At 47.9% G+C, this 26,263-nt stretch carries 31 protein-coding genes and 2 pseudogenes; 21 read left to right on the top strand and 12 right to left on the bottom strand.

Going from position 1 to position 26,263, the window contains the following annotated elements; translation table 11 throughout:
• The first annotated feature begins 262 nt into the window (after positions 1 to 262).
• Complete coding sequence (gene greA, locus H4O27_RS07425) at positions 263 to 739, top strand: transcription elongation factor GreA (RefSeq protein WP_095503589.1); 477 nt, start codon at positions 263 to 265, stop codon at positions 737 to 739.
• 16 nt (positions 740 to 755) lie between these two features.
• Positions 756 to 1,199 carry a DUF4149 domain-containing protein gene (locus H4O27_RS07420; protein WP_165008851.1) on the top strand — a complete coding sequence of 148 codons (444 nt, stop codon included), beginning with the start codon at positions 756 to 758 and terminating at the stop codon, positions 1,197 to 1,199.
• A 74-nt stretch (positions 1,200 to 1,273) separates the two neighbouring features.
• On the opposite strand, the gene yhbY is transcribed toward H4O27_RS07420, so the two are convergent.
• A complete protein-coding gene (yhbY, locus tag H4O27_RS07415) occupies positions 1,274 to 1,558 on the bottom strand; it encodes a ribosome assembly RNA-binding protein YhbY (RefSeq protein ID WP_100563177.1) in 285 nt (94 codons plus the stop codon).
• A 113-nt stretch (positions 1,559 to 1,671) separates the two neighbouring features.
• On the opposite strand from yhbY, the gene H4O27_RS07410 reads away from it, so the two are divergent.
• The 8 genes from H4O27_RS07410 (at position 1,672) to pepP (ending at position 7,853) form a co-directional block, all read left to right on the top strand.
• The gene (locus H4O27_RS07410) at positions 1,672 to 2,292 is read left to right on the top strand and encodes an RlmE family RNA methyltransferase (protein WP_165008849.1); all 621 of its coding nucleotides are present in this window, start codon (positions 1,672 to 1,674) and stop codon (positions 2,290 to 2,292) included.
• 65 nt (positions 2,293 to 2,357) lie between these two features.
• Entirely contained in the window at positions 2,358 to 4,337 is a 1,980-nt protein-coding gene (gene ftsH, locus H4O27_RS07405; protein WP_226883379.1) for an ATP-dependent zinc metalloprotease FtsH, read from the top strand.
• Positions 4,338 to 4,498: 161 nt separating this feature from the next.
• Complete coding sequence (locus tag H4O27_RS07400) at positions 4,499 to 4,930, top strand: type II toxin-antitoxin system RatA family toxin (protein WP_165008846.1); 432 nt, start codon at positions 4,499 to 4,501, stop codon at positions 4,928 to 4,930.
• Complete coding sequence (locus H4O27_RS07395) at positions 4,923 to 5,201, top strand: RnfH family protein (RefSeq protein ID WP_165008844.1); 279 nt, start codon at positions 4,923 to 4,925, stop codon at positions 5,199 to 5,201. Before H4O27_RS07400 ends, H4O27_RS07395 begins: the two co-directional genes overlap by 8 nt.
• Positions 5,202 to 5,270: 69 nt before the next feature.
• Positions 5,271 to 5,849, top strand: coding sequence for an aminoacyl-tRNA hydrolase (pth, locus tag H4O27_RS07390; RefSeq protein WP_165008842.1), 579 nt, complete (start codon positions 5,271 to 5,273; stop codon positions 5,847 to 5,849).
• Positions 5,850 to 5,875: 26 nt separating this feature from the next.
• Positions 5,876 to 6,100 (top strand): dioxygenase, encoded by a 225-nt coding sequence (locus H4O27_RS07385; RefSeq protein ID WP_165008840.1) that lies wholly within the window; start codon positions 5,876 to 5,878, stop codon positions 6,098 to 6,100.
• Positions 6,081 to 6,461, top strand: coding sequence for a VanZ family protein (locus H4O27_RS07380; protein WP_165008838.1), 381 nt, complete (start codon positions 6,081 to 6,083; stop codon positions 6,459 to 6,461). Before H4O27_RS07385 ends, H4O27_RS07380 begins: the two co-directional genes overlap by 20 nt.
• 78 nt (positions 6,462 to 6,539) lie before the next feature.
• Positions 6,540 to 7,853: a Xaa-Pro aminopeptidase gene (gene pepP / locus H4O27_RS07375; RefSeq protein WP_226883378.1), complete on the top strand. Its 1,314-nt coding sequence runs from the start codon at positions 6,540 to 6,542 to the stop codon at positions 7,851 to 7,853.
• A 77-nt stretch (positions 7,854 to 7,930) separates the two neighbouring features.
• Here pepP and H4O27_RS07370 read toward each other — a convergent pair whose 3' ends face one another.
• From H4O27_RS07370 to H4O27_RS07355, 4 genes are all read right to left on the bottom strand, one after another.
• Complete coding sequence (locus H4O27_RS07370) at positions 7,931 to 8,497, bottom strand: SGNH/GDSL hydrolase family protein (RefSeq protein WP_165008836.1); 567 nt, start codon at positions 8,495 to 8,497, stop codon at positions 7,931 to 7,933.
• A gap of 105 nt (positions 8,498 to 8,602) precedes the next feature.
• On the bottom strand, positions 8,603 to 8,866 hold the full coding sequence (locus tag H4O27_RS07365; protein WP_165008834.1) for a hypothetical protein: 264 nt from the start codon (positions 8,864 to 8,866) through the stop codon (positions 8,603 to 8,605).
• 91 nt (positions 8,867 to 8,957) lie between these two features.
• Complete coding sequence (locus tag H4O27_RS07360) at positions 8,958 to 11,129, bottom strand: heavy metal translocating P-type ATPase (protein WP_165008832.1); 2,172 nt, start codon at positions 11,127 to 11,129, stop codon at positions 8,958 to 8,960.
• A gap of 123 nt (positions 11,130 to 11,252) precedes the next feature.
• On the bottom strand, positions 11,253 to 11,462 hold the full coding sequence (locus tag H4O27_RS07355; protein ID WP_165008830.1) for a heavy-metal-associated domain-containing protein: 210 nt from the start codon (positions 11,460 to 11,462) through the stop codon (positions 11,253 to 11,255).
• Positions 11,463 to 11,671: 209 nt separating this feature from the next.
• On the opposite strand from H4O27_RS07355, the gene H4O27_RS07350 reads away from it, so the two are divergent.
• A complete protein-coding gene (locus H4O27_RS07350) occupies positions 11,672 to 12,850 on the top strand; it encodes a sugar transporter (RefSeq protein ID WP_165008828.1) in 1,179 nt (392 codons plus the stop codon).
• 63 nt (positions 12,851 to 12,913) lie between these two features.
• On the opposite strand, the gene H4O27_RS07345 is transcribed toward H4O27_RS07350, so the two are convergent.
• A complete protein-coding gene (locus tag H4O27_RS07345; RefSeq protein WP_165008826.1) occupies positions 12,914 to 13,342 on the bottom strand; it encodes a hypothetical protein in 429 nt (142 codons plus the stop codon).
• Positions 13,335 to 14,642, bottom strand: a complete 1,308-nt coding sequence (locus H4O27_RS07340; RefSeq protein WP_165008824.1) for a homoserine dehydrogenase — start codon at positions 14,640 to 14,642, stop codon at positions 13,335 to 13,337. Before H4O27_RS07340 ends, H4O27_RS07345 begins: the two co-directional genes overlap by 8 nt.
• A gap of 284 nt (positions 14,643 to 14,926) precedes the next feature.
• Between H4O27_RS07340 and H4O27_RS07335 the strand changes: the two genes are divergently transcribed.
• On the top strand, positions 14,927 to 15,298 hold the full coding sequence (locus H4O27_RS07335; protein ID WP_165008822.1) for an MTH938/NDUFAF3 family protein: 372 nt from the start codon (positions 14,927 to 14,929) through the stop codon (positions 15,296 to 15,298).
• Positions 15,299 to 15,385: 87 nt separating this feature from the next.
• Here H4O27_RS07335 and H4O27_RS07330 read toward each other — a convergent pair whose 3' ends face one another.
• Positions 15,386 to 16,504, bottom strand: coding sequence for an S-(hydroxymethyl)glutathione dehydrogenase/class III alcohol dehydrogenase (locus tag H4O27_RS07330; RefSeq protein ID WP_165008820.1), 1,119 nt, complete (start codon positions 16,502 to 16,504; stop codon positions 15,386 to 15,388).
• A 139-nt stretch (positions 16,505 to 16,643) separates the two neighbouring features.
• Here H4O27_RS07330 and mpl point away from each other — a divergent pair, with 139 nt between their 5' ends.
• On the top strand, positions 16,644 to 18,020 hold the full coding sequence (gene mpl / locus H4O27_RS07325) for a UDP-N-acetylmuramate:L-alanyl-gamma-D-glutamyl-meso-diaminopimelate ligase (RefSeq protein ID WP_165008818.1): 1,377 nt from the start codon (positions 16,644 to 16,646) through the stop codon (positions 18,018 to 18,020).
• 54 nt (positions 18,021 to 18,074) lie between these two features.
• Here mpl and H4O27_RS13615 read toward each other — a convergent pair whose 3' ends face one another.
• Positions 18,075 to 18,626: an IS630 family transposase gene (locus H4O27_RS13615; protein ID WP_226883532.1), complete on the bottom strand. Its 552-nt coding sequence runs from the start codon at positions 18,624 to 18,626 to the stop codon at positions 18,075 to 18,077.
• The gene (locus H4O27_RS07315; RefSeq protein WP_193004227.1) at positions 18,554 to 18,904 is read right to left on the bottom strand and encodes an IS630 transposase-related protein; all 351 of its coding nucleotides are present in this window, start codon (positions 18,902 to 18,904) and stop codon (positions 18,554 to 18,556) included. Before H4O27_RS07315 ends, H4O27_RS13615 begins: the two co-directional genes overlap by 73 nt.
• Positions 18,905 to 19,021: 117 nt before the next feature.
• Here H4O27_RS07315 and H4O27_RS13105 point away from each other — a divergent pair.
• The 3 genes and pseudogenes from H4O27_RS13105 to H4O27_RS13100 all read left to right on the top strand — a co-directional run bounded on the left by H4O27_RS13105 (position 19,022) and on the right by H4O27_RS13100 (position 21,030).
• Positions 19,022 to 19,875 (top strand): annotated as a pseudogene (locus H4O27_RS13105) (IS630 family transposase).
• 56 nt (positions 19,876 to 19,931) lie between these two features.
• On the top strand, positions 19,932 to 20,516 hold the full coding sequence (locus H4O27_RS07300) for a hypothetical protein (protein WP_165010431.1): 585 nt from the start codon (positions 19,932 to 19,934) through the stop codon (positions 20,514 to 20,516).
• Positions 20,517 to 20,772: 256 nt separating this feature from the next.
• Positions 20,773 to 21,030 carry a hypothetical protein gene (locus H4O27_RS13100; RefSeq protein ID WP_226883377.1) on the top strand — a complete coding sequence of 86 codons (258 nt, stop codon included), beginning with the start codon at positions 20,773 to 20,775 and terminating at the stop codon, positions 21,028 to 21,030.
• Between the two features lie 377 nt (positions 21,031 to 21,407).
• Here H4O27_RS13100 and H4O27_RS13610 read toward each other — a convergent pair whose 3' ends face one another.
• Positions 21,408 to 21,554 carry a hypothetical protein gene (locus tag H4O27_RS13610; protein ID WP_165010430.1) on the bottom strand — a complete coding sequence of 49 codons (147 nt, stop codon included), beginning with the start codon at positions 21,552 to 21,554 and terminating at the stop codon, positions 21,408 to 21,410.
• A gap of 39 nt (positions 21,555 to 21,593) precedes the next feature.
• On the opposite strand from H4O27_RS13610, the gene H4O27_RS13605 reads away from it, so the two are divergent.
• The 5 genes and pseudogenes from H4O27_RS13605 to H4O27_RS13455 all read left to right on the top strand — a co-directional run bounded on the left by H4O27_RS13605 (position 21,594) and on the right by H4O27_RS13455 (position 25,960).
• A complete protein-coding gene (locus H4O27_RS13605) occupies positions 21,594 to 22,850 on the top strand; it encodes a VENN motif pre-toxin domain-containing protein (protein WP_371865592.1) in 1,257 nt (418 codons plus the stop codon).
• Entirely contained in the window at positions 22,825 to 23,037 is a 213-nt protein-coding gene (locus H4O27_RS13600; protein ID WP_255525158.1) for a DNA/RNA non-specific endonuclease, read from the top strand. Before H4O27_RS13605 ends, H4O27_RS13600 begins: the two co-directional genes overlap by 26 nt.
• Positions 23,038 to 23,039: 2 nt before the next feature.
• Entirely contained in the window at positions 23,040 to 23,486 is a 447-nt protein-coding gene (locus H4O27_RS07280) for an immunity protein YezG family protein (RefSeq protein WP_165010426.1), read from the top strand.
• A gap of 137 nt (positions 23,487 to 23,623) precedes the next feature.
• Complete coding sequence (locus H4O27_RS07275) at positions 23,624 to 24,085, top strand: protein-lysine palmitoyltransferase (RefSeq protein ID WP_165010424.1); 462 nt, start codon at positions 23,624 to 23,626, stop codon at positions 24,083 to 24,085.
• A gap of 58 nt (positions 24,086 to 24,143) precedes the next feature.
• A pseudogene (locus tag H4O27_RS13455) lies at positions 24,144 to 25,960 on the top strand (ShlB/FhaC/HecB family hemolysin secretion/activation protein).
• 77 nt (positions 25,961 to 26,037) lie between these two features.
• Here the strand turns inward: H4O27_RS13455 and H4O27_RS07265 are convergent.
• Positions 26,038 to 26,184, bottom strand: a complete 147-nt coding sequence (locus H4O27_RS07265) for a hypothetical protein (protein ID WP_206224766.1) — start codon at positions 26,182 to 26,184, stop codon at positions 26,038 to 26,040.
• Positions 26,185 to 26,263: the final 79 nt, after the last annotated feature.

Genomic DNA, 26,263 nt, shown 5'->3' with positions numbered 1-26,263 from the left:
CAGGCCGTCTGAAAAATATTGATCCAATTGTGTTTCAGACGGCCTGTTGCTTGTGTGACCGATAAGCCGCGAATAACCATGAAATCCGTTTTTAGGATTGCGGTTTTCAGGTTTGGTGGTACAATAACGTAATTGAATTTCTTACGAACAAGCCGCCGAACACAGGCGGCTTGTATTTTTATTTTGTGCCCGCGGTCTATCCGACCCGTGGGCACTACACCATCAGTGAAGAAGCGTATAAACGCTTTGCGGAGAACATACCATGCAAAAAATTCCATTGACCGTGCGCGGCGCAGAATTGTTGAAACAAGAATTGCAACACTTGAAAAGCGTTGCCCGCCCGGAAGTGATTGAAGCGATTGCCGAAGCGCGTTCGCACGGCGATTTGTCGGAAAACGCTGAATACGAAGCCGCCAAAGAGCGTCAAGGTTTCATCGAAGGCCGTATTTCCGAATTGGAAAACAAACTGTCTTTGGCGCACATTATCAACCCGGCAGAAATCCATGCCGAAGGCAAAATCGTGTTCGGCAGTACTGTGACTTTGGAAGACTTGGAAACCGAAGAGCAAGTCACCTACCAAATCGTCGGTGAAGACGAAGCCGATATTAAAGAGCGCAAAATTTACGTCGGTTCGCCGATTGCCCGTGCCTTAATCGGCAAAGAAGAAGGTGATGTGGCGGAAGTGCAGGCACCGGGCGGTGTACGCGAATACGATATTATTTCGGTACAATATATTTAACCCATCCGATTACATCATGAATAAATTGGCTGTCGCTTTAGCCGGTATATGGCTGGGCATGCAAGTGATGGCGGGCTATGTCGCCGCGCCGGTGTTGTTTAAAAGCCTGCCTAAATTGCAGGCCGGTGCGATTGCGGGCGACTTGTTTGACGTGGTGTCTTACACTGGTTTGGTGATTTGGCTGCTGGTGTATTTTGTAGGTAAACGTGCGGCAGCGGTGCGCAATGTGCAATCGATAAACGGTAAATTGATTGCGGTATTGTGGCTCGCTTTGGCTGCCAATCAATTTTTGGTGACGCCGGTGATCGAAGCACATAAAGCCCAAACCACCAATTGGCTGCTGAACCTGACCGGCGGTTCATTCGGCATATGGCACGGCATTTCCAGCTCGATTTACATGATTTGCGCAATTTTAGCCCTGCTGTTGGTGTGGCAGATTTCTGCTCTGGAATGGAAATAAAACTCATATATAATCAAAAGGCCGTCTGAAAAATATTTTTCAGACGGCCTTTTGATGCAATTACTTATATTGGTTTACATTTCCAAGTTTTTACGCCATAAAACCAATAATTTGCCAATATGTTGCACCAATTGTGCATCCACGGCTTCACACAATGCATTGCAGATTTCTACGCGCTCTTGGCGGTCGTCGCCCAATACGCGCACTTTAATCAATTCGTGGGCGGTGAGTGCGGCATCAGTTTCTTTGATAACCGATTCCGTCAAACCGTGTTGGCCGATCATCACCACCGGATTCAGGTGGTGTGCGCGGGCTTTGAGTTCCAAAATTTCTTTGGTGCTTAATTTATCGTCCGTCATGTTTGTATTGCTTAAATAAAAATAATAATCCGGTATTGTACGCGATTTAACGGCGGCCTGCGAGAAAATAACGTACAATAGATAGCGTCATTCAATTTTCACATTCATACACTATGGCAGTACGTTCCAAATCTTCCAAAGCGTGGCTCAACGAGCATGTGAACGACCATTATGTCCACATGGCGCAAAAAGACGGTTATCGTGCGCGCGCAGCTTATAAGCTTTTGGAAATCAATGAAAAAGACAAGCTCATTAAGCCAGGTACGATTTTGGCCGACTTAGGCAGTGCGCCGGGCAGTTGGTCTCAGGTAGCAGCCAAATTGGTCGGAAAAAACGGCCAAGTATTCGCTTTGGATATTTTGCCGATGGATGAAATCGATGGCGTCTCATTCATTCAGGGTGACTTTCGTGAAGACGATGTATTAGTACAATTTGAGTCGCTGTTGGATAATCGCCCGTTAGACCTTGTAATTTGCGATATGGCACCCAATATGTCCGGTAATGCCGTGACCGATCAAGCCAAGAGCTTTTATTTATGTGAGCTGGCTTTGGATTTTGCTGCCAACCATTTGAAAACAGGCGGTAATTTTTTGGTTAAAGTATTTCAGGGCGCAGGCTGTCAGGAGTATTTGGCGGCCATGCGGGAAATTTTCGGCGTGGTGCAAACACGCAAGCCCGAGGCTTCCCGCAATCGTTCCAGTGAGATTTATTTATTGGGCAGAAATAAACGCTGACAATTATGGGCAGCGTGCATTAAAATCGTTTCTTTCGTTTACCTTTATATATGGAGCCTGATTCAGTGGGGAATACCATTAAACATGTATTGGTCTGGTTGGTGTTGGGTGTCTGCTTGATGGCGGCGTTCAATGCCATTAATGACAAGCAGGAAAATAAACAACAAATCGAATATTCGCAGTTTATCCAACAGGTAAACAATGATGAAATAACCAGCGTGAATATCGAAGGCTCGGTAGTGAGCGGTTATCTGATTAAAGGCGAACGCGCCGACAAAACTTCATTTTTCACCAATGCACCACTTGACGATAAGCTGATTCAGACTTTATTGGATAAAGATGTCCGCGTAAAAGTGACGCCTGAAGAAAAACCGAGCATGCTCGGCAGCTTGTTCTTCAGCCTGTTGCCGGTATTGCTGTTGATTGGTGCATGGTTCTACTTCATGCGCATGCAAAGTGGCGGCGGCGGTAAAGGCGGCGCATTTTCATTCGGTAAGAGCCGTGCTAAATTGTTGGATAAAGATGCCAACAAAGTGACCTTTGCTGATGTGGCCGGCTGCGATGAAGCCAAAGAAGAAGTCCAAGAAATCGTTGATTACCTGAAAGCGCCGACCCGTTATCAAAGCTTGGGCGGACGCGTGCCGCGCGGGATTTTGCTGGCCGGTAGTCCGGGCACGGGCAAAACCTTGCTGGCCAAAGCGATTGCCGGTGAGGCGGGCGTACCGTTTTTCAGTATTTCGGGTTCCGATTTTGTGGAAATGTTCGTCGGCGTCGGTGCCAGCCGTGTCCGCGATATGTTTGAGCAGGCCAAGAAAAATTCGCCTTGTATCATTTTTATCGACGAGATTGATGCCGTAGGCCGCCAACGCGGTGCCGGTTTGGGCGGCGGTAATGATGAACGCGAACAAACTTTGAACCAATTGCTGGTTGAGATGGATGGTTTTGAAAGCAATCAAACCGTGATTGTGATTGCCGCGACCAACCGTCCGGACGTATTGGATCCTGCCTTGCAGCGCCCGGGGCGTTTCGACCGTCAAGTGGTGGTGCCGTTGCCGGATATCCGTGGCCGCGAGCAGATTTTGAAAGTGCACGCCAAAAAAGTGCCTTTGGATGAGTCGGTTGATTTGACTTCATTGGCGCGTGGTACTCCGGGTTTCTCCGGTGCCGATTTGGCCAACTTGGTAAACGAAGCTGCTTTGTTTGCCGGCCGCCGCAATAAAATCAAAGTCGATCAAAGCGATTTTGAAGATGCCAAAGACAAAATCTACATGGGTCCTGAGCGCCGCTCGATGGTGATGCACGAAGATGAAAAACGTGCGACTGCTTATCATGAATCGGGCCATGCGATTGTGGCCGAGAGCTTGGACTTTACTGATCCGGTGCATAAGGTAACCATTATGCCGCGCGGCCGAGCTTTGGGCTTGACTTGGCAGCTGCCGGAACGCGACCGCATCAGCATGTATAAAGACCAAATGTTGAGTCAAATCGCGATTTTGTTTGGCGGACGCATTGCCGAAGATATTTTTGTCGGCCGTATTTCTACCGGCGCTTCCAACGACTTTGAACGTGCTACGCAGATTGCCCGCGAAATGGTTACCCGTTACGGCATGAGCGACAAAATGGGCGTAATGGTTTACGCGGAAAATGAAGGTGAAGTGTTCTTGGGTCGCAGCGTGACACGTTCGCAAAACATTTCCGAGAAAACCCAGCAAGACGTAGATGCCGAAATCCGCCGCATCTTGGATGAACAATATGCCGTGGCCTACAAAATCTTGGATGAAAACCGAGATAAAATGGAAACCATGTGTAAAGCACTAATGGATTGGGAAACCATCGATCGCGATCAGGTCTTGGAAATCATGGCGGGCAAGCAGCCTAGCCCGCCGAAAGATTACAGTCATAATCTGCGTAAAGACGAGTCTGAAGAAGAAAAAGGCGAGCCGGAGCAAGTAATGGTGATTACACCTGAAGGTCTGCAAACCGAAGTGCAGAATGTGAAACCCGAATATTCTTCCGATAATGATTCGGGCGTGAACAAGCCATAATCAGCATATGAAACGGCAGCGTTAACGCTGTCGTTTTTTATGTATACAAAAATGGAAATGAATTCAAAGGCACGCAAATACCGAAGATTATTCCTTCAGGCCGTCTGAAAAGCCCGGCAAATTCGTTTATAATAACGCTTTTGCTTAAGTTTGATTCCGCCATGAAAACAGTAGAAAAAAGCGTGTTGGTGTTACACAGCGCCAAGCAGATGTTTGAGTTGGTTGACCGTGTGGAGGATTATCCGAAATTCCTGCCGTGGTACAGCAAAACCGAAATCATCGAGCGCGCCGATACCGAATTGAAAGCGCGCCTGTTTATGGATTACATGGGCGTGCGCCAGTCGTTTGCCACGTATAACCACAATATCTCCGGTAAAGAAATCAAAATGGATTTACTGGAAGGGCCGTTTAAAACCTTGTGCGGCACCTGGCGGTTTGTTGATTTGGGTGATGATATGTGCCAAATTGAATTTAAGTTGGAATACGAATTCAGCAGCACGATTTTATCGGCGATGATTTCGCCGGTGTTCAATCATTTGTCCGGCACCTTGGTGGACGCATTTGTCAAAGAGGCTGACCGCCGTTATGCTTAACATCGAAATCGTGTACGGCTTGCCGGATAAGCAATTGCTGAAAACCATGCAAGTAGCAGAAGGTACAACCATCCGCCAGGCTGCATTGCAAAGCAGTTTGGAAAAAGAGTTTCCTGATTTGGATTTGCATTCGGCCAAGCTCGGCATTTTCGGTAAAATCGCCAAAGACGATACCGTATTACGCGATAAAGACCGCATCGAAGTGTATCGCCCTTTGCTGATCGACCCGAAAGAGGCACGGAGACGGCGCGTGCAAAATCAGGAGGATTGAAGTTTGAGGCCGTCTGAACCATTCAATTTCAGACGGCCTTCGTAAGAACCGCACACCAACGAGAAAATCATGTCTAACTTCATTAAAATGATTGTCGGTCTGGGTAATCCGGGCAAAGAATATGAAGCAACCCGCCACAATGTCGGCTTTTGGCTGCTCGATGAATTGGCGTGGCAATGGAAAGCGACGTTTAAAGATGAGAAAAAATTCTTCGGAGAAGTGGCACGTGTCAGCCGCCCCGAAGGCGATGTTTGGCTGATTAAGCCGATAACGTTTATGAACCGTTCCGGTCTGGCGGTGGCGGCATTGGCGCAGTTTTACAAGATTAGGCCCGAAGAAATTCTGGTAGTACACGATGAGCTCGACATTGAATGCGGCCGCATTAAATTCAAGCTTGGCGGCGGAAATGGCGGCCACAACGGCTTGAAAGACATTCAGGCCCGCTTAGGCACGCCGAATTTCTACCGCCTGCGTCTGGGCATCGGTCATCCGGGTGATAAGGCATTGGTGTCGGCTTATGTTTTGAACAAACCAAGCGCGGAACATCGTCGGTTGATTGAAGATTCGGTTAATAAATCCATCAAAGGCATACCGCTGCTGAATGCGGGTGAGTTTGAAGAAGCACAGCGTTTTTTACACAGTCGGTAACCCTATATTTTCAGACGGCCCAAACCATGAGCGAATTGATTGATTTGATTGAAACCGAAAGCGTCGGCACAGCCGAAGAGACCCTTGATTTTTTGTTATACGAATGCAGCTTGGATGAGTCCCCGAGCCGTAAAGAAGTGGCGCAATGGCGTGATGTGTTAAACGGGCGTGGCGGTAAATTCGTGCGCTTGGCCAAAATCTGCCAAACATGGCTGGACGAAGAGGGTGAAAATGACCTTACCGCGCAATAAGTTTACCGCATTGGCTGCGCTGTGGTTTGCGGCAGCTATTTATTCACTGCTGTTGCGTGAGTCAACAGGCGGCATGCCGCCGTTTCCAAATTTCGATAAAGCGGCGCATTTCGCTTTGTTTTTTGCACAATTTTGGTTGCTCGCCAAAGCATATATGACCGATAAACGCCTGACTCCGTATTGCGGCATGATGATTGCTGCCTTGGTGTTTGCGATTGCCAGCGAGTGTGCGCAAGCGATGTTCACGCAAACGCGCGAAGGTTCATTTTGGGATGCGGTGGCCGATGTATGCGGAGCGGCGTCAGCTTTATGGTTTGCCCGAAAAATCGAGCAAGCCAAAAGTTTGAAATCGCCTGATTAATCTTTGCTTGTAAACAGTATCAATAATAGTGAGGCCGTCTGAATGGCTTTGACAAGTTTCAGACGGCCTTAAGGAAACATGATGAACAATACCCCGTTTATCCGACGCCGCCAACGCGTGCTGCAACAAATCGGCAGCGAAGGCGTGGCGGTTCTGTTTGCCGCGCCGGAACAGCGCCGCAGCAACGATACCGAATTCCCGTTCCGTCAAGACAGCTATTTTCATTACCTGACCGGTTTTGACGAGCCGCAATCGGTGTTGCTACTGGATGGCTCTATGCAAAAAAGCATTTTGTTCTGCCGCGAAAAAGATGCTTTAAGCGAAATTTGGAACGGTTTCCGCTACGGGCCTGAAGCAGCTTTAGAAGTGTTCGGTTTTGATGAGGCCTATGCCGACAGCGAATGGCCGGCGAAATTAACGCAAGTGCTGCTGAATAAAAAAAGCCTGTATGCCTTGTGGGGCTTGTATCCCAAACACGATAAAGAAGTGATGGCCAAATGGCATAACGTGCAGCAAAGTGCCGGCCGCCGCATTCAGACCAATACTTATGCGCCGGAAAATTTGGCCGATTTAGCGGCAGTGTTGGACGGTATGCGTCTGATTAAAGACGGATATGAAACCGCGCTGTTGAAGAAAGCGGGTGAAATCAGCGCATTGGCGCACATCCGTGCCATGCAGAAAACGCGTCCGGGAATGAATGAGCTGCAAATCGAAGCAGAAATTCTGCACGAATTCATGTACCACGGTGCGCGCTTTCCGTCTTACAACAGCATTGTGGCGGGCGGTAAAAACGCGTGTTGCCTGCACTATGTCGACAACAAAGATACGTTGCAAGACGGCGATTTGCTGCTGATTGACGCAGGTGCGGAATACGCCTTTTATGCGGGCGACATCACGCGCACTTTTCCGGTAAACGGCAAATTTACGGCGGCGCAAAAAGACATTTACGAAATCGTATTGGCCGCCAATGAAGCCGCCATCGCCGCCGTAAAACCGAATGCCGATTGGGGCGAGATTCATCTGACGGTGCTGAAAATTTTGGTGCAAGGCTTGATTGATCAAAAATTACTGCAAGGTACAGTTGACGGCAACATTGAATCCCAAGCTTATCAACGTTTCTATATGCACGGCTTAGGCCACTGGGTCGGCTTGGATGTGCACGATGTCGGCAAACGCTGGCACGGCGGTAAACCTTTATTGCTGCAGCCGGGCATGTGCAGCACCATCGAACCGGGCTTATATATTGCCGCAGCCGATGACATTCCGGAAGCCTTCCATAACATCGGTATCCGCATTGAAGACAATGTATTAGTGACCGAAAACGGTTGTGAAAATTACACTGCTTTGGCACCGAAAAGCGTGGCAGATATTGAAGCGGTTATGCGCGGCTAGGCCGTCTGAAATTGAATAGGGCAGAAAGTGCCGTCTGAAACATTAGGTTTCAGACGGCATTGTTTTGATGAATTAATTTATGAACTAATTTTCCGAATCAATTCAGCCACTGTATTGCCTAACATTTCATTGCCGGATTCATTGAAATGCAGCCCGTCGCAGATGGTCAGTGCGGTTAAGTCCTGTACAAACATCAAAGCATATAAATCATTGATGGGAAAAACAAATTCATGCGCTAAGTTTTGAGCGGCCTGATTATAGGCTTGAATGTCTTTCAGATAGCGGCGCGATGATTTGGTGACATTGTGTACGCTTTGCAGAAAAGGCGTGCTGCTTGCCCAAATAATTTGCGCGCCGGTTTGCTGCAAGCGGCTGAAAATTTTTCGAAGATTGGTTTGATAGGTTTGGATATCGGATAAGGGTTTGGTGCTGCCCGCATTGTAGCGGATGTCGTGCAAACCGCAGTTGAGATGGATAATATCTCCGGCCTGTGCTCCTTGCGTCCATTGTTCGATATGTTGCAATACATCATGTGATGAACGGCAGTTGTCGACCGGCGAGAGAATAGCCGTATCAGGCAGGGCAGCTTGCACCGCAGCTTGATAGCCCAGTCGGATTGAGTCGCCAATAAGATAAACCGTCATGTTTCCCCCTGCTGTTAAGGCCGTCTGAAATAATGAATATTATAATATTCATTATTTTAGACGGCCTTAATATGGGTCAAATCATCAGGCCGGGTTCTGTAAAGATTATTTGGCCTGATGGTTTTGACGATAAAAATCAATCAATTGTCTGGCTTGCAACATAGGTAGGCCGAAGCGGTCGGCCACAGCTTTCAAATCTTTGATTTCTACACCGCTTAGGTTTTGGCTGATCCATTCAAATGTATCCGGTTTGCTTTTGATGTGTTCCAGATAAGCCTGTTTGCGTTTCCAATTGCGCGACCATACCAATAATACGGTAAAAATCAACAATGCAATCAAAAAGATATTCATCGCTGCCATCATTTCCATGGTTGGGCTTCCGTCAAAAAATAAAGGCGATTATAAACGAAAAAAACCGCGTGAAAGCAGATAGCTTTTACACGGCTTTTAGCTAACGGCATCATTCAATTTTTACGCGTTTCAAACGTAAAGCATTGGTTAATACCGATACCGAGCTCATCGCCATCGCCGCACCGGCAATCACCGGGCTGAGAAAGCCCAAAGCAGCCAGCGGGATGCCGAGGATATTGTAGAAAAAGGCGAAGAACAGGTTTTGCTTGATGTTTTTCAAAGTGGCGCGGGAAACAAGCAGGGCATCGACCAATTGGTTGACCGAATGCTGCATCAGCGTGGCCGAGGCGGTGTGTTCTGCCACATCGGCGCCGCCTTTCATGGCAAAGCTGACATTAGCCGCTGCCAAAGCAGGGGCATCGTTGATGCCGTCGCCGACCATGGCGACAACTTTGCCTTCGTTTTTGAGTTTTTGCACCGCGGCTGCTTTATCGCGCGGGCTCATGTTGCCGAACGCGTGTTCAATGCCCAGTTGTGTGGCGATATATTCGACGGTATTTTGATTGTCGCCACTCATCACATACACATCGATATCATGCGCTTTCAGACGGCGTATCGCTTCGGCGGTGTCGTTTTTGAGGGCATCGGCCAAAGCGAATGCACCGATGGGGCGGCCGTTAACCGATACGGCCACCAAGCTGGCGATTGGCCATACACCGTCTAAATCGGCCGGCAAGGAGGTTAAATTGGCGTAATCGGTTTTGCCGACTTTTACCAAACCCAAACCGCTGATTTCCGCAGATATGCCGGCACCGACTGCCGTTTGTGCTTGACTGGTTGGCGGTAGATCCAGATTGCGCGCCAAAGCGGCCGACACAATCGCGTTGGCCAGCGGGTGGGTGGCGTTTTGCTCGACGGCAGCGGCGATGCGGAACAAACCGTCTTCGCTAAAACCACTATCCGGCACCAGGTAAACCGCCTCCACTTGAGGACGGCCTTTGGTGAGCGTGCCGGTTTTGTCGAGCACCACGGCGTTGACATGCGCCGATTCTTCCATCGAAGCCGCGTCTTTAAACCAAATACCGTGTTTCACCGCTTTGCCCATGCCGGCCATAATCGCTGCCGGTGTGGCCAGACCCAACGCACATGGGCAGGCAATTACCAACACTGCCACCGCATGCATCAAGCCTGCCTGCCAATCGCCTTTTATGCCCCAAGTGAGCACGAACGTGAGTAGGGAAATGCCGGTCACTACCGGCACAAATACCGCCGCCGCTTTATCCGCCATGCGCGAAATCGGCGCTTTACTGCCTTGCGCTTCGGAAAGCGCGTTCATCATGTCTCCCAGTAAAGTATGGCTGCCCAATTGCGTGGCACGGTAAATCAAGCTGCCGTCGGTTACCAGCGCACCGGCCAAAACCTTGCTGCCTTGTTGTTTCATTTCGGGATTGGATTCGCCGGTCAAGTGGCTTTCGTCTGTCCAACCATTGCCGCTTTCGACCACACCGTCAGCGGCAATGCGCTCGCCGTGATTGGCACGCAGCATATCGCCGGTTTGCACTTGATCTAAAGGCAGCGATTGCCATTTACCGCCGCGTTGCACATTCACTTTGCTCGGCGTGAGTTTGAGCATCAGCGATAAGCTGTTGAGGCTGGATTTTTTGGTGCGGTGTTCCAAGAATTTACCCAACGACACAAAGCCGATCACCATCACGCTTGCTTCAAAATACACATGTGCCATGCCGTCGTGTCCCATATCGCGGTGGTGGAACATCATATACACCGAATAGAGATAAATCGACACCGTGCCGATAGTGACCAGCACGTCCATATTGGCCAAACCGCCTTTAATTGAAGCCCATGCGCTTTTGTAAAACGGAATCGCCAGCCAAAGTTGCACAATGCCGGCTAAGGCAAATTGCCACATCACAGGCAGCATCCAATCATGGTGGCCAATCATCATGCCTGCCATGCCGATGAGAAACGGTACATTAATCGCCAGCAGCAGCCATAAACGCCAACCGATATGCACCGGTTCATCGCTGCCGGCTTTGGTCAGCGCATCGGTTTTTTCTTTTGCATCGAAACCGGTTTTTTCAATGATTCGGATGATGCCGGCTATTGAGCTGCGGCTGTCGTCAAACACGACTTGCGCTTCTTCGCTGGCAAAATTTACGCCTGCGCTTTCGATAAAGTCTTTTTTGTTCAACACTTTTTCAATGCGTGAGGCGCAAGCTTGGCAGGTCATGCCTTTAATTTGGAAACGGACTTTTTGTTTCATTTTCGTTGCCCGGTCAATGAAGAGGTAAAGAAAGCTTAAACCTTGATAACGGGGTAAAGTCAAGCATTCTCAAAGGTAAAGGCCGTCTGAAAATCCTGCTTTCAGACGGCCTCGGGCGTGTGATCAACGTGAAGCATCAAAGCCGCCGTCTCCAATCGCTTCGATTAAGGCATCGACATTGGTTTTGGCGGCATCGAATTCAATCACGGCACTTTTGTTTTCCAAACTTACTTCTGCCTTGGCAACGCCGTCGGTGTTTTCCAAAATGCGGGTGACGCTTTTCACGCAACCGCCGCAGGTCATGCCTTCTACGTTTAAGGTGATGCTTTCCACGATTTCTTCCTTTCGTTTACTCGTCGGATGTTCTTAATATAAACCTTGACACAGGGTAAGGGTCAAGTATTTTTTCAGACGGCCTGTTTATTCTTAGAGGCCGTCTGAAACATTTGAAATCAAATGAAATGTAGTCGATTGTTATCGTTTTAATTATGGCTTGGGCGGAGTAGAATACGCACCTGATTTTGATAAGGAAGAGTAAGATTATGCCGGCGGCAAAAGAGAAAAAACAATGGCTGAGTGTGTTGGCCTTGGCGGTGGGGGCGTTTATTTTCAACACCACCGAATTTATTCCGATTGCGCTGTTGAGCGATATCGGCCAAACCTTCGGCATGGCTTCGACCGAAGTCGGCATTATGTTGACGGTGTATGCGTGGATTGTGGCGTTGCTGTCGCTGCCGCTCATGCTGGCCACGAAAAATTTTGAACGCCGCAAGCTCTTGCTGATTTTGTTCGCCGTATTTGTAACCGGACATGTATTGTCGTTTTTTGCTTGGAATTTCGGCGTGTTGTTGGTCAGCCGGATCTGTATTGCCTTGACGCATGCGGTGTTTTGGTCGATTACGGCGTCTTTGGCGGTGCGGGTTGCGCCGCAAGGCAAAAGCACGCAGGCGCTGGGTTTGCTGAGCACAGGTACGGTGATGGCGATGGTAATGGGCATTCCGTTGGGGCGCGTGATTGGACAGTTTTATTCATGGCAAACCAGTTTCTTGCTGATTGGTATTTGCGCGGCGGCGGTGATGGTGGTGTTGGCGAAAAACCTGCCGTTGCTGCCGAGCGTGAATTCCGGTTCATTGGGCAGCCTGCCGTTGCTGGTGAAACGCAAAAACCTGATGCTGCTCTACGGCTTTACCATTCTGATCATCACTGCACATTTTACCGCGTATAGCTACATCGAGCCGTTTGTGCTGCAAATCGGCGGCTTCAAACCGGAACAAGTGACGATTGTGCTTGGCTTGTATGGTTCGGCCGGTTTTGTGGCTTCGTTTGTATTCGGCAAATGGTTTGCCACGTTCCCGCGCCAATTCTTTATCGGCGCAGCAGCCTTGGTAGTGTTGATGACGGCGTTGCTGTGGCCGTTGTCCGGCTCGGCATGGGCGGTTTATGCGCTGTGTTTTGTGTGGGGCATTGCCATCAGCGTAGTCAGCCTGTCGATGATTGCGAAAGTGTTGAATTTTGCTTCCGATGCCACCGATGTTGCCACCTCGATTTATTCGGGTCTGTATAACGTGGGCATCGGTGGCGGTGCGCTGTCGGGGCATTATGTTACCGTTGGATTGGGCTTGGGCGGCATTGGTTTTGTCGGTGCTGGCACGGCATTGCTGGCGGCGGTGCTGGCTTATATGTTGGTTAAGCGCGATGATTTTATGAATAAATCGGTTTAAAACCATACAATAAAGGCCGCCTGAAAGATAATATTCAGACGGCCTTTGTTTATATTTGCCTTTTTATTCGGCTTTCAAACCGGCAATACATTGCTGGTCGCGGGCTTCAAAAGCAGCGGCGCCACCGAGCAGCTCAAGCTGTTCTTGTGCGCTGATTTTGCTGAACGATTGGATTTGCTTTTCACTCAGCTTTTCTAAAGGTTCGCCCCACATGCAAACGCAGTAATCGCCGATGACTTGCTCGCTTTTGCCTTCCAAGCCGCGTGCTTTCAAATCAGCCTGCCATTTGTCGGCAAACGGAATGTTTTTTACACACGATTCGATAATGGCTTGTTTGGCTTTAGGCTTCGACAAGGCGCATTGCGACAAAAAGAAAAAGCTCACCAGCAATGCCATGATAATCCATGCCCAAATGCGGATGGTGAGGATTTTAGCTTTGGCTTTTTTGGTTTTCGCCGCTTGTTCTTCGGGGGTTAACGATTGCTCAACCATGCAGACTTTCCATGCGAATCATGGTAATCGGCGTTTCCACGCAATCCAATTGCTCTATGGCGGCGATGGCCGATTTGATGTTTTTTTCAACCGTGCTGTGGGTGAGAATCACAATTTCAGCGGTGGTTTTGTTGAACACGCCTTTTTGAATCAAGGCTTCGATGGATACGCCTTGCCCGGCCAGTAGGTTGGCGATTTTACCTAATGTGCCCGGCTCGTCTTTGGCTTGCACGCGCAGGTAGTAGCTGCTGGTGATTTCGTCCATCGGCAGAATGTTTTGCGCTTTCACGCCTTCAGGTTGGAAGGCCAAATGCGGTACGCGGTTGGCGGCATCGGCACCAATCATACGGCAGATATCGACGATGTCGGCAACCACTGCGCTGGCAGTCGGCAATGCACCTGCGCCTGCCCCGTAGTATAGGGTTTCACCCACCATATCGGCATTTACGCGCACGGCATTCATTACCCCATTAACGTTGGCCAACAGGCGGCTTTCCGGAATCAGGGTAGGGTGAACGCGCAATTCGATGCCTTTGTCGGTTTTACGGGTGATGCCCAATAATTTGATGCGGTAGCCCAATTCTTCCGCATATTTGATGTCGCGGCTGTCGAGTTTGCTGATTCCTTCCAAATAGCAGCCGCTGAAATCAACCGGAGTGCCGAACGCCAATGCGCTCATAATGGTGATTTTGTGGCCGGCATCGTGGCCTTCGATGTCGAAAGTCGGGTCGGCTTCGGCATAGCCTAAGGCTTGCGCTTCTTTCAATACGTCGGCAAACGCGCTGCCTTTTTCGCGCATTTCGCTCAAAATAAAGTTGCTGGTGCCGTTGATGATGCCTGCAATGGATTTGATGTTGTTGGCGGCCAAGCCTTCGCGTAAGGTTTTAATAATCGGGATGCCGCCGGCTACTGCCGCTTCAAATTGCACCATCACGTTTTTTGACTCGGCCAACGGGAAAATTTCGTTGCCGTATTCGGCCAGCAGTTTTTTATTGGCGGTCACAACGTGTTTGCCGTTTTCAAGTGCTTTCAACACGGCATCTTTGGCAATACCGGTGCCGCCGAACAATTCGACGACCACATCCACGTCGGCGCGTTGTACCAATTCAAAAGGATCTTGCACAAAAGCCGCATTCGGCGCAATTTCGGCTGCTTTTTCGGCGCTTCTGTCGCATACGGCTGAAATATTCACGTCACGACCCAAACGGCGGCTGATTTCCGCGGCGTTTTCCTGCAAAACGGTTGCGGTGCCGCCGCCTACCGTACCTAAGCCTAACAGACCGATATTCACTGGCTTCATTGTGTCTCCTTGTTGAGCCGAAATTTCCAATAGCGTAAACTGTCGCACACAGAATGCAGCCTTGAATGAAAGCAGGCGCGGTGCGGACGTCAAATTTGCTAATCCTACCCGAAATTGCCTGTTTTTGCACCTTTTTTAAAGAAGCTCCGGTACAGAATAAAATGATGTCACGGCTGATTTTGAAGAGCGAAATCATGCCGTCTGAACGCCGGCTTAAAACATTTGTATGGAATAACGGCAAAAAGTTTAACAAAAACGGCTAAAAATATAAGGATAACAACATTATGTTGATTGAAGAAAATACTGTAAAAGCTGCCGCTGCCGTCACCGCATACCGCCGCGGCGCGATTGAGGCAGGCGGAGAGATATGGGCCCAACCGATTGTTTTAAAATCAGATGCCATTACTTTAATGGCAGACAAAATGCCTTATGAATTACGTATTAGCGATTTTTTTCAGACGGCCTCAGACGAAGCCTTGCCAGAAGTGATTATTATCGGCACAGGGGCAAAGCAAGAATTTATCCATCCGAAAATTATCGCAGAAGCTGCATCACGCGGCGTAGGGTTAGAGTGCATGAATACTGCTTCGGCCTGCCGCACGCTGGTGTTATTGCAAGGCGAAGGCCGCAACGTGTGGGCTTGGCTGTGGCCGTGAATGCTGAAACCAATCATAGCAAAGGCCGTCCGAAAGCAACGATTTGCGTTCAGACGGCCTGTTTTTTTCTTTACATTACACGATTGATTAATAATGAATCACGCTACGAATCGATTTACCTTCGTGCATTAAATCAAATGCGGTGTTGATGTCTTCCAAAGGCATGGTATGGGTGATGAAATCACTCAAGGCAAATTCGCCGCGCATGTATTGGTCGATGATGCCCGGCAATTCGCTGCGGCCTTTTACGCCGCCAAATGCCGAACCGCGCCATACGCGGCCGGTAACCAATTGGAACGGGCGGGTTGAAATTTCCGCACCGGCCGGAGCCACGCCGATGATAATGCTCTCGCCCCAGCCTTTGTGGCAGCATTCCAAAGCCGCGCGCATAACTTCTACATTGCCGATACACTCAAACGAATAATCCACGCCGCCATCTGTCATTTCGATAATCACCTCTTGAATCGGTTTATCGAAATCTTTCGGATTGACAAAATCAGTAGCGCCGAGTTTCTCTGCCAAAGCAAATTTAGACGGATTGGTGTCGATACCGATAATGCGGCCTGCACCATTCATACGCGCGCCGATAATGGCAGCCAAACCGATGCCGCCCAAGCCGAAAATCGCCACGGTGTCACCGCGTTTTACTTTGGCCGTGTTCATCACCGCGCCCATGCCGGTGGTGACGCCGCAACCGAGCAGGCACACTTCTTTTAAATCTGCTTCAGGCTGGATTTTAGCCAAAGAAACTTCGGCAACAACGGTGTACTCCGAGAAAGTTGATGTACCCATGTAGTGATAGATCGGCTGGCCGTTTTTGAAAAAACGCACCGTGCCATCGGGCATCAAGCCCTTGCCCTGTGTCGCACGTACGGACGAACACAGGTTGGTTTTGCCTGAAGTACAGAATTTGCATTTGCCGCATTCGGCAGTGTAAAGCGGAATAACATGGTCGCCGACGGCAAAATCGGTTACGCCTTCGCCGACTGCTTCGACAATGCCGGCACCCTCATGCCCCAACACGCAAGGGAACACACCTTCCGAATCTTGTCCGCTCAAAGTGTAAGCGTCAGTGTGGCAGACGCCGGTGGCGACAATGCGCACCAACACTTCGCCTTTTTGCGGGGGCATTAAATCCAATTCTTCGATTTTTAAGGGTTCATTGGGCGCCCAGGCAACGGCGGCGCGGGTTTTGATAAATTCCATGGTTGGCTCTCTCTGTTGTGGTTATGCCCGACATTATAACCCATATAAAATAACCCATATAAACGCTTCTCATATTTTCAGACGGCCTTTTAATACGATTTCGGCTATAATATGCGTTTTTGAACAAGATACTTGCATCATGAAACACATTCACATTATCGGAATCGGCGGCACTTTTATGGGCGGCGTGGCAGCCATTGCCAAAGAAGCGGGTTTTAAAGTCAGCGGCTGCGATGCCAAAATGTACCCCCCGATGAGCACCCAGCTTGAAGCCTTGGGCATTGCCGTGCACGAAGGTTTCGATGCCGCGCAATTGGATGAGTTTCAAGCCGATGTGTATGTGATTGGCAATGTCGCCAAGCGCGGCACGGACGTGGTGGAAGCCGTGTTAAACCGTGGTTTGCCGTATATTTCCGGTCCGCAATGGCTGGCGGAAAACGTATTGTTCCATCATTGGGTATTGGGCGTGGCCGGTACGCATGGCAAAACCACCACTGCATCCATGCTGGCTTGGGTATTGGAATATGCGGGTTTGGCACCGGGCTTCTTGATTGGCGGCGTGCCCCTGAATTTCAGCGTATCGGCGCGTTTGCCGCAAGCCACGCGCCAAAACCCAAACAGTAAATCACCGTTTTTCGTGATTGAAGCCGATGAATACGACACCGCATTTTTCGATAAACGCAGCAAATTCGTGCATTACCGCCCGCGCACGGCAATTTTGAACAATCTCGAATTTGACCACGCCGATATTTTTGCCGATTTAGGCGCGATTCAAACCCAGTTTCACCACTTGGTGCGAACCGTGCCTTCAGACGGCCTGATTATTGCCAACGGCCGCGAAGAAAGCATTCATGAAACCTTAGATAAAGGCTGCTGGACACCGGTTGAACTCTTTGGCAACCAAGCAGGTTGGCAAATCGGCGAAGCAGACGGGCAGGGCGGTTTTGACGTATTCTTTAAAGGCGAAAAAGCCGGCCATGTCGCATGGGCATTATTGGGCGAGCATAACCGCATGAACGCATTGGCGGTTATTGCTGCGGCACGCCATGCCGGCGTGGATGTTCAGACAGCCTGCGAAGCCTTAGGCCAATTCCAAAACGTGAAGCGCCGCATGGAAATCAAAGGCACGGTCAACGGCGTAACCGTTTACGACGATTTCGCCCACCATCCGACCGCGATGGCCACCACGGTGTCCGGGTTGCGCCAAAAAGTCGGCAAAGCCCGTATCTTGGCCGTGCTCGAGCCACGCTCCAACACCATGAAGCTCGGCACCATGAAAGCCGCGCTGCCCGAAAGCCTGCGTGAAGCCGACCGAGTCTTCTGCTATGCCGGCGGCGTGGATTGGGATGTTGCAGAAGCATTGGCACCATTGGGCGACAAACTGCACGTCGGTCAAGACTTTGATGCTTTTGTTGCTGAGATTGTAAAAGAGGCACAAGGCGGCGATCAGATTTTGGTGATGAGCAATGGCGGCTTTGGAGGGATTCACGATAAACTGCTTGAAGCTTTGAAATAATAAATAAGGCCGTCTGAAAATTTCAGACGGCCTTTTAATCTATAGCAAATAAACTTATTTACCGATGCACACCTGAAACAGCCAATCCACATCCGTAATTCGCAGCCGATTCCTAACACCTCTAATCCAAGCCCACTTTTTCTCTATCTGATTCAGATCAGGGCTATAGGGCGGAAGCCATAACACAGTATGGCCTTTCTCCTTCAGAAGTGTTAAAGCACTCCCCTTATGAAACGTCGCATTATCCATCACCACCACACTGTTTTGCGGTAGCTCCGGAATCAAAATCCGCTCCACCCAAGCGTCAAATATTCGGCGGTCAATACTGCAATCAAACAACCCGACGGCAAACAGTTTGCCGTGAAATAACGCCCCAATAGCATTGGTCTGATGATGTCCCTGCCAATCATGGAGCGCATAACAGCGCCGGCTTTTTGGCGCATAAGCGTAAGGCCGGTAACAGGATGTTCTGAATCCGCTCTCGTCTAAATAAACAACCGGACGGTTACGGCGGATGTAGCGGTGCAGTAACTTCAGGAAGTTTTTTCTGAGCCCTCTGTTGGCTTTCGGGTGGCGGTTGGTCTTTTTTTGTAGCTGATGTTGTATCGCTTTAATGCTTTGTGTATGGCAGTATGGGAACAGCCAAAGCGTTGCGCTCTTTCATAGCAATAGGCATCGGGATAACGCTCAACATCTTCGAGCAGTGCTTGGGCGCTGATTTTGCGGGTTTTCCGTTGCTTCGGAGGGGTTTGAGGAGCCGGAGGGCGTTTCCAAAGCGTGATGGTGGAGATGGCAATGCCGAATTCTTTTGCGGCTCTGCGAATCGTCCATCCTTGACGGAGTTTTTTGAGTACGAGTTGTTTGAAGTCTTCTGAATAGGCCATGGTGGAATTGTATCGAAGAATAGGTTTATTTGCTATATATTAAAAACAATATATCAGTTGATTATAGTATATTAAAATAAGAATTCCCAAATCAACACTGAATATTTAGAGTCCAAAATGTCATACTCAATAGAACTACGAGAAAAAGCATACCAATACTATCAGGCATGCAAAAATGCCAGCGAAGTTTGCAAAGCATACCAAATTGACCCAAAAACATTTCGAAGTTGGAGAAAACGCTATGAGCAAACTGGTTCATTTGAACATCAAGTCAAAGGTGGCAATGCAACCAAAGTCAATAAAAAACTGCTCATAGAATATGTTAAAGAACACCCTGATGCATACCAGCATGAAATTGCAGCTCATTTTGGGTGTACGCCGGCTAATATTTGTTATTTGTTCAAAGTATTGGGTATTACGCGTAAAAAAAGACCACGAGCTACAAAGAACAAAAACCAGAACAGGTAGCCACTTATCAACAAGCATTAAATCAATATGCTGATTATCAATTTGTTTTCCTTGATGAAACAGGATTTGATACTTTTTACTACCGTCCTTATGCCTATTCACCAAAAGGGCTTCCAGTTAAAGCGCAAATCAGTGGTAAACGATACCAGCGCACATCACTGGTTGCAGCTCAAATCAAAGACCAAAGTAATCTAATTGCACCCATGATTTATTCAGGCACGATGGATAGTCGTTTATTTGAAGCATGGTTTGAAGGCGTATTGCTGCCTGAATTAACTGAACAATCTGTTATTGTGATGGATAATGCTCGCTTTCATCGGATGTCTGTTTTAGCAGAGATTTCAGAAAAAGAGGGGCATAAAATCTTAGCTCTTGCACCTTATTCGCCAGAGCTTAATCCGATTGAAAAAGCATGGGCGAACATTAAAAAGCATCTACGAAAAGTGCTGCCTGAAATAGGCAATTTTATGGCCGCATTAATGAGTAGTTTTTATTTTAATTAACTATATATCAATATAATTATGGTTGTTCTCCCATTGCAGGAGATAATTGTCCTAATTTGACAGATTTTAATAAATTACTTAATTCACCTAAAAACGTTGTTGGTCAGATAATGTGGCAGGATTCATTTACCAGTCCTGAATCGGGAAAATCTTTCGGCATTATCCATTTGGGAGAAAATATAGAACCATATATTTATCGTCTTAATGATAAAGCATGGGGGCAACCGGATATTACTGTTGGTTGGAAAAGTCGTTCAGGTGGGGAATACGATATAAAAAATAATTATCCTGGTGCTGGTTCATACCATGGATTTTTATTTCAAGGTAAATACATTACATTAAGAGACGCTGGTAATATCTTGGCAGGCATGAATGCTGCCGTTAATGGAAAATCTTTTGATGACTTTCAAAAAGCCAGTGGAGCATTGCAGAAAGGTGGAATATCCGCAGTAATAAATAATAGAGTAACTGGTAAGACTTACGGGCCTCCGCCTATGTATGGTGAATTGTCGTATCAATACCATAAAAGCAAATATGGTTACAATTTAGGACTACACAGGCTGTGGATAAAGAATAATATGAACAATATCATTCCTAATAATATACCAAGTATCGGAGATATATTTAATGGTATTCGTTGATAATTGGACAATTTTTGCATTATTGTTACTGACACTTCTTCCTATATTTCTTGTGACATACGGTATATATCATGCTATACATTATCAAAAAACATATATTCTCAAAATGATTTTTGTGTTACTGATATTAATGTTTTTCAGTATGTATTACATATATTGTCGATATATTGACCAACAAAAAATAGCCCATTATTGCATAAATGAACAATGTATTTCTATTGTTTATTTTTACAAAAGCTTGAGCATAAATGCCCCTATGTACGCCAAGATTTATGAAGGAAAAATATTATTTAGATTTCAAACAGAAATGAAAAATTACGCCGAATTACTTATGGAAGATGATATATTGATCCATAAAAAAACATTGGAAAATAAATTTATTATCTATGGGTCTTTGCCTGTAATGCACGGCAATGTGGATACTATAGAAATAAAAGAAGTCACTGGTTATATAGATCAAGGTGATCATGATTATATTGTATCAGAAAACTTAAAATTTAAATATTTGTATTAAATATATAAAACTATTAAGCTACTTCTACTGGTGGCGACTACAGCCGAAGCAAAACCAACGCCGACCACCGCAGTATCAGCGAACAAAGCGGCATCTTTGCCGGTGACGACGGCTTCTAAGTCAACGTCAAAAACCATACCGACTTAAAAGGCGGCCTAATTACCGCCACCGAAAAAGCCGAAAGCGAAGGCAAAAACCGCTTTCAGACGGCCTCAATCAGCCACGGCGACATTGAAAACCGCAGCCGTTACGAAGGCGGAAGTTTCGGCATAGGCGCCAGTGTCACCGTAGGCGGAGACACATTAGGACAAGGCGCACAAAACCATCCCCAAGAAAGCCGCTTAACAACCGTAGCCGATAAAAACGGAGCCGGTTCGTCAATAGGCTACGGCAGCGACAGCAACCATCAAAGCAGCATAACCCGCAGCGGCATCGGCACCCGCAACATCGTCATCGGCAACGACCCGACGGGCGAAGCGGCCGAAGCCGTTTACACCGCCACCCGCACCGAAACCGCCGAACAAAACTCAGGCCGTCTGAACAATGCGTTTGACAAAGAGCGAGTGCAGAGCGAGATTGATTTGCAGCGGAAGGTCAGTCAGGAATTCAGCAAAAATGTGCAGTCGGCCACCGGCGAAATCAACCAAAAACTGGATACGCTGAAAGAGCAGAAAGAAAAAGGCCTTATCAGCGAAACCGAGTACCGGCAAAAAGCAGGTAACTGGCAGAAAGGCAAAGTGCTGCTCAACAGCATCGCCGCAGGCTTAAGTGCGCCCACCCAAAGCACAGCAGGCATTGCCGCCGCAGCGGCAAGCCCGGCCGTATCCTATCAAATCGGACAACACTTCAAAGAACTGGCGAAACAGAATTCAGACGGCAAACTTACCGCTAAACAGGAAACCGCCCACATCCTCGCCCATACGGTATTGGGCGCGGCGACTGCTGCGGCGGGAGGCAACAACGCCCTGGCCGGAACCATCAGTGCCGGCAGTGCCGAAGCGGCCGCACCGTTAATCGGCAACTATCTCTACGGAGAAAAAGACGGCAGCAAACTGACGGCGGAGCAGAAAAAAACCGTGTCGGGCATTCTGAGCCTGGGCGGAGTGACTGTCGGTGCGGTTGCAGGCGGTTCGGAATCGGACTGGGTAGCCGGCGGACAGGCTGCGCAGACGGCGGTGGAAAACAATACGGTTGAAGAGCTGCGTATTGAAGCCATAAGGGAAGCCGAATTGCGCAATCGGGATCCCGAGTGGGATAAAGCTTTAAGAGAAGCTGAACGGCAACAGTTGGCTATTTTAAACGAAGCCGCCAAGCTCTTAATTACCCCTTACGGTGCCGGTTCGGATTACTACGAAGCTACCGATTTAAGCGGAAAAGCTTTAGCAATTGCATCTATAATACCTGTCGAACGGGCTACAGCCAAAGGTTATGGCCTGGCAAAAAGACTGTTTGAGGAAGCAGCAAGCTTATATAAGTCGAACAAACTTACTTTGGCAGGTAAAAAAGCCGAACAGGCAGTTGTAGAGCTTCAGCGTGGCCGGATAAAACAATGGAACCAATTGGCCAACAAGCTCAATGCAAATAGCGTTTACCGCTTTGATAACGGTTTCCAATATGCCACTGATGCACAGAAGCGGGTAAAAGAAGTAACTGCCGATTTGAAAATAGACCCTTGGGACAGGAATACCTACCAGCGACGCACTTCGGGCGGTTCATGCCGTAAAGATAGTGATTGCGGCGGCCATCTGATAGTCGATGTTCGGCGGCCCAGGCGAAGGCATCAATTTGGTGCCGATGGATGCGAAATTGAATGGTGCTAGTGGTGATTGGTATAAACTGGAGCAACAATGGAAGAAAACGTTGGAGGCTGGAGGAAGGGTGCAGGTCAATATTAAACCTATTTACTCAGGTAATAGCAAGAGACCCGATAGTTTTGTAATTAATTTTTCAGAAAATGGTGGCAGAGAAATTAATAGGGTTCTAAAAAATACACCAACAGGAAAATGAAAATGGATAAAAATATTGAAGAAATTTATGCAAAAATTGCAAGGATAATATGGAAGTTTTTTCCAAAAGAAGCTTCTTGTATAAATTATTATGCACAATTATTTAATGAAAGCTCAGGATATACAATTGATTTTATTATTGATGGCAAAACTAAATGGTTTGGCTTTGGAGAAACTCCAGAGGTGGCTGCCGATATATTGGCTTTGTTGGAAGCTGTTAGAGCCATCCCTCCATTTAAGGGAAAAGAGCAATGGACACATTGTCATGTATCTTTACTAGATTCTGGAAAATTTAATATAAAATTTGCGTATATTTCTGAAAGTGATAGTTGGCCAAATTTATTTATGAAAGGAATTAGTGACTTAACTGCTGATGAAGCCGAGAATATTTATCATGTACCCAAAGAAATATGGGAAGAGCGGGTTCGATTAAAAAACAGCAAGCCGTAGCCTGTATCAATATTCTATTCAGGGTGTAGCGTGTGTGCCATCAGCAAGCGTAGGGTGGGCAACTCATTGTCCACCTAATCGGGGCGGTAATCAGACAGACACAAGCCCGACTCATTACACCTTTAACTGTAACCAAAATGCCCAATCCAACACCCACTTTAAACATCATCTCCCCCAAACTTTTCCCTGATAAAGTATGGAACGAAAGTGAAGTATTGGGAGCCATCACATGGCTGTGGTATCAATCACCTGTTCATCGTCAGGTCGATATTGCCGAGATGATGGCGTATGTGCTGCCAGTGCTTAAAAATGGGCAATTTGCTTTGTTTTGCAAGGGTGCGCAGCCAATTGGCTACATCTCTTGGGCATATTTGGATAAAGTGGCGGAAGCGCACTATTTACAATCCGACCGTTATTTACGTGATAACAGTGATTGGAACTGCGGAGATAATATTTGGATCATCCAATGGTTCGCACCTTTGGGGCACAGTCATCAAATGCGTTCTGCCGTACGCCGGTTATTTCCCGATACGATATTACGCTCCTTATATCACAAAGGGGCGGATAAGGGATTGCGGATTTTGACATTTAAAACTTGATAGTGTTTTACCGATATTCAAAACCCGTTGATTATGTTATTTATTTCCGAGACGATTCATGAAATCTCATCAGCCATACAACGCCAAAATCCGATGCTTGCCTTTGCTGCTGTTATCGGCAGGGATGGTTGCTCCTGCCACATTGTCTGCTACCCCCGACCAGGAGGGCTTTTATCGGCAGCAAGATATACTGCAACGTCAACGACAAGAACAGCAACGGGAACAACTGCAACCGAAAAGCGATGTGCGCTTATATAACGGTTCGGGTACTGATGAATCCGCTTTGCTGCAGGAAGGTATCAACACCAGCAGTACAGCCGATACGTCAGGCGGCAGCCTGAACTGTTTCACCATTCAAGATGTGGTTTTAACCGGCGAGCATCACCGTTTATTTCAATCTGCCTTAAAACGGGCACTGGCTCAAACCCATTTTCAGGCGGGCAAGTGTTTAAATGCCGGAGACATCAATCAAATCATGACTGCTGCTCAAAATGTGATGATTGGACGGGGCTATACTACCACCCGCATTTTGGCGGCACCGCAAGATTTAAACAGCGGTAAGCTGACACTGACTGTTTTTCCCGGCTACCTGAAAAACATTGAAATCGATTTATCCGACAGCGGGCATACTCATGCAGAGCGGATTGCCGCATTTCAGAACGAGTTTCCCATGCGTTCGGACGGTATTTTAAACCTACGTGATTTAGAGCAGGGTTTGGAGAATTTAAAACGCATTCCCACCGCCGAAGCCGATATTCAAATCGTCCCTGTTGCAGGTGTACCGAATCAAAGCGCCGTATCGGTTAAATGGCGGCAAAAACTGCTGCCTTATCGTTTGAATGTCGGAATAGATAATTCAGGCAGCAAAGAGACAGGCAAATATTAAGGCAATGTAACCTTTTCTGCAGACAATCCCTTTGGCTTAAGCGATTTGTTTTATGCCAACTACGGCCGTTCCATCGGCAATGTTTCCGATAAAGCCGACACTACAGGCCGTCTGAAAAAGGGAGGGACTTATAATTATGCCGTCACTATTCCGTTCCCTTCGGCAAATGGACATGGGCATTCAACCACAGCGGCTACCGTTACTATCAGGCAGTGGCCGGGTTAAGCGAAGCCTATGATTATAACGGTAAAAGCAGCAACGCCGATTTTGGTTTTAACCGTCTGCTGCATCGTGACGCCCACCGTAAAACCTATTTCGGCGCCAAATTGTGGACACGGGAAACACAAAGCTATATCGATGATGCCGAAATCACCGTACAACACCGTAAGAATGCAGGTTGGGCAGCCGAGTTGTCGCATAAAGAATACCTTGGCAACAGCACCGCCAATTTTAAAATCGCCTACAAACGGGGTACCGGTATGAGAGATTCACTTCCGGTGCCCGAAGAAGCCTTTGGCGAAGGTACTTCCCGCATGAAGATTTGGACTGCCGGTGCCGATTTAAACGTACCGTTCCATATCGGCAGACAAAACTTTGCCTACGATACCAATCTCCACACACAATGGAACAAAACGCCTTTAACTTCCCAAGACAAATTAGCCATCGGCGGGCGCTATACCGTACGCGGTTTTGACGGGGAACTGAGCCTGTCGGCGGAACGCGGCTGGTATTGGCGTAACGATTTGAGTTGGAATTTCAGACAAGGACAACAACTGTATCTCGGAGCCGATGTCGGGCACGTTTCAGGCCCTTCTGTCCAGTACTTATTGGGACAAACTTTGGCAGGTGCTGCGCTTGGTGTACGGAGACAAGTGAAAGCAGGCGGACAGTTGTCTTACGATTTATCCGCCAGTCGTGCGGTGAAAAAACCTGACTATTTTCAAACGAAGAAATGGGCAACGGGGATTCAGGTAAGTTATTCGCTTTGATGAAATTGAAGTAAATGATATGTAAACACAGATAAACAAAAGCTACCGGCCTTATGCGGTAGCTTTTGTTTTATGCATTATGTTGTTTCAGGCTGCTGTGTTTCACCCATAACAAAATCAGCCCATGCTTGCATCATCGGTTTGCGTTGTTCCGGCAAATCCGTGCGATGGTAGGCTGCTTCAACTTGATTAGCAACAGCATGAGCCAAAGCACGTTCAGCCAAATCTCGTGCATAACCGTGTTCACTACACCAATCTCGGAAGGCCGGAATAAAAACCGTGTGCCGTGGCTATCCTGTCAGG

This window comes from Neisseria yangbaofengii (genome assembly GCF_014898075.1).
Classification (GTDB): domain Bacteria; phylum Pseudomonadota; class Gammaproteobacteria; order Burkholderiales; family Neisseriaceae; genus Neisseria; species Neisseria yangbaofengii.
The sequence above is the reverse complement of the archived record's forward strand: the minus strand, read 5'-3'. Positions and strand labels throughout refer to the sequence as shown.